The 11,994-nt window shown below is 73.9% G+C and carries 13 protein-coding genes; 8 read left to right on the top strand and 5 right to left on the bottom strand.

Annotated elements, in window-relative coordinates; translation table 11 throughout:
- The first annotated feature begins 45 nt into the window (after positions 1–45).
- The gene (locus ABD126_RS10180; RefSeq protein WP_343933471.1) at positions 46–567 is read left to right on the top strand and encodes a TetR/AcrR family transcriptional regulator; all 522 of its coding nucleotides are present in this window, start codon (positions 46–48) and stop codon (positions 565–567) included.
- Complete coding sequence (locus tag ABD126_RS10175) at positions 564–1,694, top strand: FAD-dependent monooxygenase (RefSeq protein ID WP_343933470.1); 1,131 nt, start codon at positions 564–566, stop codon at positions 1,692–1,694. Before ABD126_RS10180 ends, ABD126_RS10175 begins: the two co-directional genes overlap by 4 nt.
- On the opposite strand, the gene ABD126_RS10170 is transcribed toward ABD126_RS10175, so the two are convergent.
- Complete coding sequence (locus ABD126_RS10170; RefSeq protein WP_343933469.1) at positions 1,695–2,930, bottom strand: hypothetical protein; 1,236 nt, start codon at positions 2,928–2,930, stop codon at positions 1,695–1,697. It abuts the gene before it with no gap.
- A gap of 280 nt (positions 2,931–3,210) precedes the next feature.
- Here ABD126_RS10170 and ABD126_RS10165 point away from each other — a divergent pair, with 280 nt between their 5' ends.
- Positions 3,211–4,194: a GNAT family N-acetyltransferase gene (locus tag ABD126_RS10165; protein WP_343933468.1), complete on the top strand. Its 984-nt coding sequence runs from the start codon at positions 3,211–3,213 to the stop codon at positions 4,192–4,194.
- A 67-nt stretch (positions 4,195–4,261) separates the two neighbouring features.
- Here the strand turns inward: ABD126_RS10165 and ABD126_RS10160 are convergent, their stop codons facing one another.
- Positions 4,262–4,999: a VOC family protein gene (locus tag ABD126_RS10160; RefSeq protein ID WP_343933467.1), complete on the bottom strand. Its 738-nt coding sequence runs from the start codon at positions 4,997–4,999 to the stop codon at positions 4,262–4,264.
- Positions 5,000–5,009: 10 nt separating this feature from the next.
- Entirely contained in the window at positions 5,010–5,909 is a 900-nt protein-coding gene (locus ABD126_RS10155) for a LysR family transcriptional regulator (protein ID WP_343933466.1), read from the bottom strand.
- Positions 5,910–5,993: 84 nt separating this feature from the next.
- Here ABD126_RS10155 and ABD126_RS10150 point away from each other — a divergent pair, with 84 nt between their 5' ends.
- Positions 5,994–7,241 (top strand): MFS transporter, encoded by a 1,248-nt coding sequence (locus ABD126_RS10150; protein ID WP_343933465.1) that lies wholly within the window; start codon positions 5,994–5,996, stop codon positions 7,239–7,241.
- Here the strand turns inward: ABD126_RS10150 and ABD126_RS10145 are convergent.
- Together ABD126_RS10145 and ABD126_RS10140 are read right to left on the bottom strand one after the other, a co-directional pair.
- Entirely contained in the window at positions 7,189–9,267 is a 2,079-nt protein-coding gene (locus ABD126_RS10145) for a tetratricopeptide repeat protein (RefSeq protein WP_343933464.1), read from the bottom strand. The two genes, ABD126_RS10150 and ABD126_RS10145, sit on opposite strands and share 53 nt — an antisense overlap.
- Complete coding sequence (locus ABD126_RS10140) at positions 9,264–9,674, bottom strand: hypothetical protein (protein WP_343933463.1); 411 nt, start codon at positions 9,672–9,674, stop codon at positions 9,264–9,266. Before ABD126_RS10140 ends, ABD126_RS10145 begins: the two co-directional genes overlap by 4 nt.
- Before the next feature lie 40 nt (positions 9,675–9,714).
- Between ABD126_RS10140 and ABD126_RS10135 the strand changes: the two genes are divergently transcribed.
- The 4 genes from ABD126_RS10135 to ABD126_RS10120 all read left to right on the top strand — a co-directional run bounded on the left by ABD126_RS10135 (position 9,715) and on the right by ABD126_RS10120 (position 11,961).
- A complete protein-coding gene (locus ABD126_RS10135; protein ID WP_343933462.1) occupies positions 9,715–9,903 on the top strand; it encodes a DUF397 domain-containing protein in 189 nt (62 codons plus the stop codon).
- A gap of 82 nt (positions 9,904–9,985) precedes the next feature.
- Positions 9,986–10,540 carry an NUDIX domain-containing protein gene (locus ABD126_RS10130; RefSeq protein WP_343933461.1) on the top strand — a complete coding sequence of 185 codons (555 nt, stop codon included), beginning with the start codon at positions 9,986–9,988 and terminating at the stop codon, positions 10,538–10,540.
- 161 nt (positions 10,541–10,701) lie between these two features.
- On the top strand, positions 10,702–11,511 hold the full coding sequence (locus ABD126_RS10125; protein WP_343933460.1) for a nitroreductase/quinone reductase family protein: 810 nt from the start codon (positions 10,702–10,704) through the stop codon (positions 11,509–11,511).
- A 3-nt stretch (positions 11,512–11,514) separates the two neighbouring features.
- Positions 11,515–11,961, top strand: a complete 447-nt coding sequence (locus tag ABD126_RS10120) for a GNAT family N-acetyltransferase (protein WP_343933459.1) — start codon at positions 11,515–11,517, stop codon at positions 11,959–11,961.
- Positions 11,962–11,994: the final 33 nt, after the last annotated feature.

Below are 11,994 nucleotides of genomic sequence, written 5' to 3'. Positions count from 1 at the left end.
GGACGATCGTCCAGTACGATCGTCCAAACGACATCGGAGGTGGGGATGACCGTCCGGGACCGGCTGCTCGCGGCAGCCGCCGAACTCATCGCGGAGAAGGGCTGGGGCGCGGTCAGCACGCGGGTGCTGGCCGACCGGGCCGGCGTGGGGTCTGGGGTGGTGCACTACCACTTCGACTCCACGCGAGCCGTGCTCGTGCAGGCCTCGGTCGGGGCGCTGCGCGCGGCCCTGTCCGGGCTGCCCGCGCTGCTGGAGTCCGCCGCCGACCCCGAAGCCGCCGTGGACGCGCTGCTCGGCGCGCTGGACGAGGCCGGCGGGCAGGAGCTGTTCATCGAGACCTTCCTGGCCGCCACCCGCGACGACGAGCTGCGCACGGCCGTCGCCGACGTGCTGGCGGAGTTCCGGGCGACGCTGGCCGCGTGGCTGGCCGAGCGCGGCGTGCCGACACCGGCGGAGACCGCGGCCGTGCTCGCGGCGGCCGTGGACGGCGTCCTGCTGCACCGCGCGCTGGACCCGGACCTGTCCCGCGCGGTCGTCGTGCCGGTGCTGGGGAGGGTGCTGCGGTGAAGGTCGTCGTCAGCGGAGCCGGGATCGCCGGCCTCACCCTCGCCCGCCGCCTCGGCGCGGCCGGGCACACCGTCGTCGTCGCCGAACGCGCACCCGGCCCGCGCCCCGAGGGCTACATGATCGACTTCTTCGGCCCCGGCTACGACGTCGCCGACCGACTCGGCCTGCTGCCGCGCGTGCACGAACTGGGCTACCGGTTCATCGAGGCGGGCTACCACGACGAGACCGGCCGCCGCCGCGCCGGCCTGAACTTCGAACGCTTCGCCCAAACCCTCGACGGCCGCATGACCAGCATCATGCGCCCCGACGTCGAACGCGTCCTGCGCGAAGACCTGCCACCCTCGGTGCGGCTGCGCTACGCCGCCGCCGTGCGGGCGGTGGACAACCGCGCCGACGGCGTGTCGGTGGCGTTGGCCGACGGCAGCACGGAGGAGGCGGACCTGCTCGTCGGTGCCGACGGCATCCACTCGACCGTGCGGCGGCTGGTGTTCGGCGAGGGACACGTCCGCCACCTCGGCTTCCACACCGCGGCGTTCACCTTCACCGACCCGCAGGTGCACGCGCTGGTCGAGGGCCGGTTCTGCCTGACCGACACCGTGGGCCGCCAGGTCGGCTGCTACGGCCTGCGCGACGGCCGGGTGGCGGCGTTCACCGTGCACCGCACCGACGACCCGACCCTGCCCGCCGACCCGCAAGCCGCCGTCCGCGAGGCTTACGCGGGGATGGGCTGGATCGTGCCCCGAGTCCTGTCCCACTGCCCACCGCAGCTCTACTACGACCAGGTCGCCCAGGTGGTCCTGCCACGCTGGCACAAGGATCGAGTGGTGCTCGTGGGCGACGCCTGCGGCGCGGTCTCCCTGCTGGCGGGCCAAGGCGCGTCCCTCGGTATGGGCGGCGCGTTCGTCCTGGCAGACCACCTGGACGACCTTTCGGCCTACGAACGCCGCTGGCGCCCGGTCGTGGAGGACAAACAACAGGTCGCCCGCAACGGCGCACGCTGGTTCCTGCCCTCCACCACCACGAGACTGCGCGCCCGCCGAGTCGCGATGCGCCTGGCCGGACTCCCGTGGATCGACCGCCGCATAGCCGTCAGCCTGGTGGGCAAACCCACCGCCCTGATCTCCTGACTACTCCCGCCCACCGCTCTGCTCACTCCGCCTGCGAAGCGCGGCCAGCTCGGCTGAGGCCCGATCCCACTGGGCCTCAGCCCGCTCGGCCCGAGCCAGCGTCTGCGCCCGAGCCTCCTCCAACGCCGCGACCCGCTGCGCGGTAACCCGCTCAACCTGCTCCACCCGCTCCCGCAACACCTGCCGCTCAGCCACCAACTCAGCCCGAGCCCACTCAGCCTCCCGCTCAGCCCGCCCCACCGCCGCCACCGCCCGCTCCACGCTTTCGGCCGCCTCGACCCGCGCCTTCTCACTCGCGGCTTCGGCCTCGCCGCGCACCCGCTCCACCAGCGCCGCCGCCTCGGCCCGCGCCCTTTCCACCGCCGCCTCGGCTTCGGCGCGCACCCTCGCCTCCGTCGCCTCGGCCTCGGCGCGTACGCGTTCCACCTCGGCCCGCGCTTCCGCCCGAGCGCGCTCCACTTCGGCGTGCGCCTCCGCCTGGGCGCGCTCCACGTCCAGCCGCGCGAGTTCGCGGACCTGCTCGACCTCCTTCACCGCCTGCCGCCGCGCCTGCTCGGCCACCCGCACCGCGTCCGCCTGCGCCTGTTCGACCCGCGCCTCGGCATCCCGCCTGATCTCCTCGACCGCCGCGGCGGCTTCGGTCCGGGCGGCGGCGATGGCGGCCTCCGCCTGCTGCACGGCGGCGGTGGCTTCCGAGCGGGCGGCGTCGCGTTGTTCGAAGGCCAGGGCCGCGTCCCGTTCCGCCTGTTCGGCCGCGCGGACGGCGTCCTCGGTGGTGTCCTCGGCCGCGCGGCGCGCCTGTTCGGCGTCCCGGCGGCGGCGTTCGGCCTTCGCCGCGACACCTTCGGCCTCGGCGACCTTCCGCGCGGCTTCCGCATCGGCCGCCTGCACCTGCGCTTCGGCGACCGCCGGGTCGGCGATGGCCGACAACTCCGTCACGGCCGATCCCAGCGTGGCCGACATCTGCTCGGCCAACACCCGGAACCGCTCCAGCAGTTCTTCAGCCCTGATCTTGCCCGCGATCATCCCCTGCGGGCCTTTCGTCACGGTGACGGTTGTTTCGGCACCGGACTCCTCCTGCTGCGCCAACCGCTGCCGCTCCCGCCACGCCCGCCACCGAGTGTGCTCCGGCAGGTCGCAGTACTCCGAGGGCCGCCCAGGCCCGCCGCCCCGCAGTACCGGCCGCGTGCATCCGGGGTAGTTGCAGGTCGCTGCGAGGCTTTCCGTCGTCGTCACGGCGATATCGTAGCGCTATTTCGTCATTTCAAACGTTAAGACACGCTACGCAACGATAAGCGGGTGCGAGAGGGTGACTTCCGATAAGTGAACCTTATCGGAAGTCAGCGCTGCGGCCGGAGACACGGGCGACGGAGGTGGCCGATGGCGAGGGCTTGGGGCGTGGCTCATTCGCGCCGCAGCTCCGTGAGGATGCTGCACCTGGTCGCCTTCGCGCCGCTGACGACCCGTCCGAAATTCGCTGTCGACGCGGGGCCCGTCGCGGCTAGCGTGCCGCCGCGTGCCTGCGAACACCACGACCCTCACCTGGCGGCCACTGTCACGTGACGACGCCAAGGCGTCGGCCGACCTGCTCAACGCCATCGAGGCGGTCGACCGGATCGGTGAGAACTACACCGAGGCCGACACCCTCACCGAACTCGTCGACCCCTACGCCGACCTGGAGCGCGGCAGCCTCGCGGCCTTCGACGGGGACGTGATGGTCGGCTACATGAAGGTCCGCTTCAAGCCGTTCGCCGACGCCGACGAGGTCCACCGCGTCTTCCTCGACGGCGGCGTCCACCCCGACCACCGCCGTCAGGGCGTGGGCACCAGGCTCGTGCGCGCCGGGGTCGAGGCGGCCAAGGTGCTGCACGACCTGCACCACCCGGGCCGGAAGCTGGTCATCGACGTCCACAAGGCCGAGCACATCGCGGGCCTGGCCGAACTGGTCCGCGCCCACGGGTTCTCCCCCGCCCGCTACTTCCAGCACCTGAAGCACCCGCTCGGCGGCGACAGCACGGCCGTGCGACCGCCCGACGGGCTGGGCCTCGAAGCCTGGTCACCCGACAACGACGACGACTTCCGCCATGTCCGCAACGAGGCCTACCGCGACTTCTGGGGCGCGTCCCCCATGCCCGCGGACCACTGGCGGAACAAGATCACCAACCAGACGTTCCGCCCCGAGCTGAGCTTCCTGCTCCGCGACACCGCCACCGGAGCCCCGGTCGCCCTGCTCGTGACCATGTACTGGGAGGCCGACACCGCCGCCACCGGCATCCGCGACGCCCACTTCATGGTCATCGGCACCGTCCGCACCCACCGCCGGCGCGGCGCGGCGACCGCCCTGATCACCCACGCCCTGGCCACCGCCGCCGCGCACCGCTACGACCGCGCGAGTCTCAGCGTGGACTCGGCCAGCCCCACCGGGGCGTCCGGGCTGTTCGAGCGGACCGGCTTCACGCCGACGATGCGCTACGTGCGCTGGGCGCTCGAAGTGGGCTGACCGCCGCGTGTCGGGCTGCGAGCTGCGGGTCAGGCCGACTGCCGCGAGTCGGCCCGGCAACTGGGAGTCAGGCGGGTGTGAGCAGGCAGAACTCGTTGCCCTCCGGGTCGAGCAGGACCGTCCACGGGATGTCGGACTGGTCGATGTCGGGGTCGCGGGCCCCCAGCGCGCGCAGCCGGGCCGCCTCCGCCTCCATGTCGTCCCCAGGATAGGGGCGCACGTCGAGGTGGACGCGGTTCCAGCCGGTCTTGGTGTGGGGGCTGCGGCGGAACACCAGGTACGGGCCGACGTCCTCGGCCGAGCGCAGGGTCGCGTGGTCGTCGGCGACCTCGTGCGGCGCCCAGTCCATCGCCTCGTCCCAGAACCGGGCGATCGCCGCCGGGTCGGCGCAGTCGACCACCACGGCGGCGATCGGCCCGGTGTCGCCGTGTTCCGGGCGGGGGTCCAGGACGCAGAACTCGTTGCCCTCCGGGTCGGCCATGACCGTCCACGGCACGTCGCCCTGCCCCACGTCGGCGAGCGTCGCGCCCAGGTCCCGCAAGCGGGCGACCAGCTCGGTCTGGTGGGCGGTTGAGGTGGTGGCCAGGTCCAGGTGCACCCGGTTCTTCACGGTCTTCGGTTCCGGGTGGGCGATGATGTCGATGCAGACCGCCGTCGGGTCGGGGTAGCTGAAACCCGCGGGTTCGAGGTTGGTCACGCCGGGGCCCTCGCTGTCCACGCCCCAGCCCAGCGCTTGCGCCCAGAACCGGCCGAGCGCGGAGTCGTCGCGGGCCTTCATGTTGATCTGCACGAGTCGGGTCGCCACGCGCGAGATCCTAAGAGGCCTCCCGGCACACCTCGGTGACGGCGGTGCGCAGCCAGTGGTGGGCCGGGTCGGCGTCGAGGCGGGTGTGCCAGAGCAGCGAGACCGTCACCTCCGGGGCGGGGAAGGGCAGCGCGAAGGTGTGCAGGTGCTCGCGCAGCGGCGCGGTGTGGCGGGACGGCACGCTCGCCACCAGGTCCGACGCCCTGGCCAGCGCCAGCGCCGCGCCGAAGCCGTCCACCACGGTCACCACGTCCCGGTGGTGGCCGGTCGGGTGCAGCGCCTCGTCCACCAGGCCCTCGGTCGAACCCCGGCGGGAGACGTTGACGTGGCGGGCCCGCGCGTAGCGCTCGACGGTGACCGGGCCGCCGGCCAGCGGGTGTTCCGGGCGCACCACGCCCACGAACGTGTCGGAGAACAGCGGCGTGTCGAGGACGTCCGGCGGTAGCGGGCCCTCGATCACCGCCGTGTCCAGGTCGATCGTGTCGCGCAGTGGCGCGGTGTCCTTGCCGGCCTTGCGCAGGAACCGCAGCCGCACGCCGGGGGCCGCCGCACCCACCCGGGCCACCAGCGGCGGGCCGAACGCCTCCACGAACCCGTCGCTGCCGCGGATGGTGAACGTGCGCGACAGGGTGGCCAGGTCCAGGCGGTGCGCGGGGCTGAGCACCGATTCCGCCTCCCGCACCAGCGCCCGGACGCGGTCGCGCAGCTCCAGCGCCCGGGGCGTCGGGACCAGGCCCCGCCCGGCCTTGACCAGCAACGGGTCTCCGGTCGCGCGGCGCAGCCGGGCCAGCGCGCGGCTCATCGCCGACGGGCTCAGTGCCAGCCGCCGGCCGGCCCCGGTCACGCTGCCCTCCTCCAGCAGGACGTCGAGGGTGGTCAACAGGTTCAGGTCGGGGCGCGCCACGGTCACCGACGATACCTGGCGTCGCGTGCACAGGTGCGTTGACATCTTTGCGTCTTCCGGCAGGCCCGGGCCGGACCTACGTTCCGGGGCATGAGATCAACCGCTGCCGCGCTCACCGCGCTCTCGCTGTCGATGTTGTTGCCGTCGCTGGGGATCAGCATCGCCAACGTCGCCCTGCCCACCCTGTCCACGGCGTTCGACGCGTCCTTCCCGGCCGTGCAGTGGGTGGTGGTCGCCTACCTGCTGACGATCACCGTGCTGGTGGTGGCGCTGGGCCGGCTCGGGGACGTGGTCGGGCGGCGGCGGTTGCTGGTCGGCGGCATCGGGGTGTTCACCGCGGCCACGCTGGGGTGCGGGCTCGCGCCGAGCCTGCCGCTGCTGATCGCCGGTCGCGCGTTCCAGGGCGTCGGGGCGGCGTGCATGATGGCGCTGACGGTGGCGTTCGTCGGCGAGACCGTGCCCCGGGGCCGCACGGGCAGCGCGATGGGGCTGCTGGGGACGATGTCGGCGGTCGGCACCGCGACCGGTCCGGCGTTGGGCGGCTTGCTGATCGCGGTGTCCGGCTGGCGGGCGGTCTTCCTGGCCGTCGTGCCGCTCGGGGTCGTCGCGCTGGTGCTGGCGGCGCGGGTGCTGCCGGCCGTGCCGCCGCGTCCGGCCGAGCGGACCGGCGCGGTGCTGCGGGAGGTGGTGCGCGACCGGGCGCTGGTGGCCGGGTTGACCGCGAGCGCGCTGGTGTCGGCGGTCATGATGACCACCCTGGTGGTGGGGCCGTTTCACCTGTCCGGGGTGCTGGGTCTGGCGCCGGCGCTGGTTGGGCTGGTGATGTCGGCGGGTCCGGCGGTGTCCGCGCTGACCGGGGTCCCGGCGGGGCGGGCGACCGACCGGTTCGGCAGCCGCACGATGGTCGTGGCCGGGTTGGGCGGGATCGTCGGCGGCGCTCTGGTGCTGGCGTTCACGCCGCCGTCGTTCGGGGTCGTCGGGTACGTGCTGCCGCTGGTCGTGGTGACCGCCTCCTACGCGGTGTTCCAGGCGGCCAACAACACCGGCGTGATGAAGGACGTGCCCGCGCGCGACCGCGGCCTGGTGTCGGGGATGTTGACGCTGTCGCGCAACGTCGGGCTGATGGGCGGCGCGTCGGCCATGGGCGCGGTGTTCGCCTTCGCGGCAGGGACCGGGGATGTGACGTCGGCGGCGGCGTGGGAGGTGGCGCGCGGGACGCGGTGGACGTTCGTGGTGGCGGCGGCCCTGGTCGCGGTCGGCCTGGCGGTCGTGCTGCGGGCCGCGGTCAGGGCGAGCGCAGCACCCGGCGCCAGCGAGCCAGCGCGCGCCGGGTCGTGACGGTGTGCGGGTGCTCGCTGCCCAACACCCGCGACCGGTCGGCGAGCAGCTGCTCCAACGCGGCCACGGCGGCGGTCGGGTCGCCCGCGTCGCCGCGCCAGTAGGCGATGTTGTGGCGGGTGGTGAAGGTGTGCGGGTGGTCGGCGCCCAGCACGCGCAGGCGGTCGTCGAGCAGTTCCTCCAGCGCGGCCACCGCGCCGACGTGGTCCCCGGCCCGGCCGCGCCAGTAGGCGAGTTCGTGCCGCGAGGTCAGGGTGAGCGGGTGGTCGGGGCCCAGCAGCCGTTGCCGCACGGCCAGCAGTTCGGCGAACTCGGCGACGGCCTGCGCCGGGCCGCCGGCCGCGCCCCGGCGCCGCGCGATGTTGTGCCGGGTCCGCAACGTGCTCGGGTGCTCGCGGCCCAGCACGCGGCACTGGTCGGCCAGCACGTCCTCCAGGCCGCGCAGGGCGCCGCGGGTGTCGCCGGCCTCGCCCTGCCAGTAGGCGGTGTGGTAGCGGACGGCGAGCGCGTCGGGGTGGTCGGGGCCCAGGTGGTCGGCGATGGCGGGGTGCAGGGCGCGGTAGTAGTGGTGCGCGGCGGTGACCTGGCCGCTGTCGCCGAGGCTGTTGCCGTTGCGGAACACCAGGTGGTGGCACTCCCCCGGCCACAGCGCCGGTCCGGCCAGGTCGATCAGGGTCGTCGCGTTGGCGCGCAGCGTCTTGGCCGAGGTGGCGTCGTGCTCGATCCCGGGCCAGGCGTGCAGCAGGGCTTCGGCGACCACGGGGGCCAGCGCGTCGCCGAACCCGGCGGGTCGCTCGTCGCGGACCGCCCGCTGGACCAGGGCGTGCACGGCGACGCGGGCGCGGCCGGGGTCGAAGGTGACCAGGCTCAGGCGGTGCAGGCAGGTCAACGCGTCGCGGGCGCGTTCGGCGTCGACCGGGCCGCCGCTGACCCGGCGCAGGTGGGCCAGCAGGGGCGGGGTGGTCAGGACGTCCAGCGGCACGCCGTTCGGGTCGAGCAGGGCCAGGGCGTCCAGCAGCGGCGCGGCCAGGCCCGCCGGTTCCAGGCGGTCGGCCAGTTCGACGGTCAGCGACCAGGTGGCCGCCACGGTGCTGCGGTGCCGGTCGGGCAGCGACGCCGGTTCGGGCAGCACGGAGGCCAGGGTGCGCCGCCGGTCGGTGAACCGCGCCAGGTACTGCGCGCAGGTCAGGTGGCGGTCGGCCAGGTACGCGGCGGCCTGGGCGAGCGCGAGCGGCAGGTGCCCCAGCGCGTCGGCCAGCGCGGCGCGGCCGGGGTCGGCGGGTTCGGCGCGGCCCGGTCCGGCGGCGAGCTTGCGCCCGAGGTAGGCGACCGACTCCTCGGGGTGGAACAGGCCCACGTCCCACACCCGGCAGCTCCCGCGCCGCAGGGCGGCGTCGCGGCGGCGGGTGGTGACGACGGTCTGGCCGGAGGGCGTCTCGGGCGGCCACAGGTCGTGCAGGTCGGCGGGGCGGTGGACGTCGTCGAGCACCACCAGCCAGCGGGCGGGGGTGGTGGCGAGCCAGTCGAGGAAGCGGCGCGCGCGGGTCTCGTCGGAACCGGTGTCGATCCCGGTCAGGTCGGTGCCCAGGCGCGCGTAGTCGGTGACGACCTCCTCGCGGGAGGCGGCCGTGGTCCACACCAGGAGGTCGAGGTTTCCGGCGTGCCACGCCCGTTCCGCGTGCTCGGCGGCGAGCTGGGTCTTGCCCACGCCGCCCAGGCCGGACAGCACGGCGGTGTGGATGCGGTCCGGTGGTCGGGCGGCCAGCGCCCGGCTGAGTTCCGCGCCGACCGCCCGGTGCTGGAACGCCTCGGCGCGCGGCGGCACGCAGGCCGTGCGGAAGGGCAGCGGGTGGTGCGTGGTCGAGTGGCCGCTTTGGACGACGTCGCCGTAGATCGCGCCGGCTTGCAGGACCGGGGCGCGGGGCGTGCCGCGGGCCGTGTTGGCGATGGCGTGGTCGTGGCCCGGCGGTGGCCGGCGCCGGCGGCTCCAGTCGCGCGGCGGGGTGGCCCGCCACCGGTCGGTCATGTCGGTGTGGGGGCGGGCGCCGCCGCGCGCGGTGCCGGGACTTCGGGCTCCGCTCCCGGGGCGGTTCCGGGGTCGTTTCTCGGGTCGGTCTCAGGGGCGGTTGCGCGGTCGGTGCTCGGGTCGTTTCTCGGGTCGGTTTCGGGGTCCGGCCAGCCCAGCACCGCGGCGACGACCTCGACCACCGTCCCGGAGACCTCGCGCTGCGGCTCGACCTGCCCCAGCGAGTCGTCGGCGCGGTAGGCCTCGGCGTCGTCCTCAGCGCGGACCAGGACCACGTCGGCGCCGCCGGCCCAGCCGTGGCGGTAGCGGACCTCGGCCAGGCCGTGGGCGTCCCCGATGCCCAGGCCCCGGAAACCCTTGTCGTGCAACGCCTTGAGCGCTTCGGCGGGATCGGTGTCCGACGGCATCGCGCAACCTCCTGCTCACACCCGAGACAGTGTGCTCGCCGTGCTCAGCAGTGCAGCCGGCCGCAAGAGCACACACAGCGAGAACGCGGCCTGCGTCGTCGTGGTGGCCGCGCCGCACTCCCCGTGGGTTGGTGTCCGCGATTCCAAGCTGGCCGACGCGGACAGCGGGGCGAACACGGTCGTGGTGCCGCTGGACGGTTTCCGACGGTTCGTGAACGCCCTGCGCTGACGACCTGGCGGGTGAACCCGCTTGGTGCGGCACAGGCATCGGAGGTCTGACCGGCACCAAGCGGTCCCGGCACGATGGGATCATGAGCATCAGGACGGTGTCCTCGAAGGTCGTCTACGAGAACCGGTGGTTGGCGGTGCGGGAGGACCGCACCGAACTGCCGGACGGGTCGCCCGGCCTCTACGCCGTGGTCGAGAAGCCGGATTTCGCGTTGGTGATCCCGTTCGAGGACGACGGGTTTCACCTGGTCGAGCAGTACCGGTACCCGACCGGGGTGCGGTCGTGGGAGTTTCCGTCCGGGTCGTTTCCCGACGGCGTCACCGGTTCGCCCGAACAGATGGCGGCGGCCGAGTTGGTCGAGGAGACGGGGATCCGGGCCGGGCGGTGGGAGAAGCTCGGGTTCGCCCACTGTGCCAACGGGTTCTCCACGATCGGCGTGCACGTCTTCCTGGCCACCGACCTCACCCGGGGCGAGACCGCCCGCGAGATCACCGAGCAGGACATGACGCAGCGCTGGTTCCCGCGCGCCGAATTCGAACGCATGGCGCGCGACGGTCTCATCACCGACGCCCCGACCCTCACCGCCTACCTCCTGCTCGCCCTCCACGAAAGATCGTTGCGGGACGCGAACGGGTGACGCTAAGGTCCCTCCCGTGACTGCCGGGTCGGCCATGGGCCACTACCGAGACGGGCACCCGGCTCAGGGTTGAGCACCGGGCGGGCCAGGGGTCCGCCGCACCTTCCGGGAAGTAGACGACCGTCCGCTTGAGCACCGTCATCCCGGAGAGAAACCCTTCCATGTCACTTGATTTCAACCAGCAGGTCATCGACGAGTTCCGCGCCAACCGGGGCCGCGTCGGCGGCTTCTTCGAGGGCGCGCGCCTGATCCTGCTCACCACCACGGGCGCGCGGTCCGGCCGCCCGCACACCGTGCCGCTGGCCTACCTGCCCGACGGCGACCGCATCCTGGTCATCGGGTCGGCGGCCGGCGCGGACCGGCACCCCGCCTGGTACCACAACCTGCTCGCCGACCCGAAGGCCACCGTCGAGGACGGCGTCTTCACCTACGAGGCCAAGGCGACCGTGCTGCGCGGGCCGGAGCGCGACGCGGTGTTCGCCCGCGCGGTCGAGGCCGACGCCGGGTGGGGCGAGTACCAGGCCAAGACCAGCCGCGTCATCCCCGTGGTCGCGTTGGAGCAGGTCGCGGGCGGACCGCCGAACGCCTCGTCGTTCGGTGAGGCGCTCAAGGCGCTGCACGACGCGTTCCGCCGCGAACTCGCCCTGATCCGGGCGGAGGCCGCGAAGTCCGGGCCGCGGATCGGGGCGCAGCTGCGGGTCAACTGCCTGACCCTGTGCCAGGGCCTGGAGTTCCACCACCGCTCGGAGGACACCGGCATGTTCCCCGCGCTGGCCGACCGCTACCCGGAACTCGAACCGGTCATGGCCCGGCTGCGCGAGGAGCACGCCACCGTCGCCCGGCTGCTGGGGGAACTGCGCGCGGCGCTGGACGGGGACAGCGTGCTGGCCGAGGTCGACCGGCTCGTCACCGAGCTGGAGAACCACCTCGCCTACGAGGAAGAACAGCTCATCCCCCTCCTGGACGGGTGACCCGTGCTCGACCTGGACCTCACCGACGACGCCACCGCCCGCGCCGTGCACCGCATCGGCCTGCGCGCCTACGCGGTGGAGGCGGCGTTGATCGGGTCGGACGCCATCCCGGCGTTGCACGAGACGATCGAGGACGTGCGCGCGTTGCCGCTGTGGTGGCTGGGCGCGCACGTCGACGGCGTGCTCGCCGGGTTCGTCGCCTGGACCCGGGAGGACGGCGTGGTCGACGTGGACCGGCTGTGCGTGGACCCGCGCTTCTTCCGGCGCGGCCTGGCGCGGCGGCTGGTGGGCGCGGTGCTGGACCTGGGCGACCCGGTGACCGTGTCCACGGGCGCGGACAACGCGCCGGCCGTCGCGCTCTACGAGGGGACGGGGTTCGCGCGGGTCGGGACGGTCGAGCCGGAGCCGGGGTTGCGGCTGGCCCTGTTCCGGCACCCGGGAAAGCGCTGATCCGGCACCCGGGTTAAGCGCTGATCCGGGTCG

This window comes from Saccharothrix mutabilis subsp. mutabilis, from assembly GCF_039521145.1.
Lineage (GTDB): Bacteria > Actinomycetota > Actinomycetes > Mycobacteriales > Pseudonocardiaceae > Actinosynnema > Actinosynnema mutabilis.
This window is presented reverse-complemented; position numbering and strand designations above follow the sequence as displayed.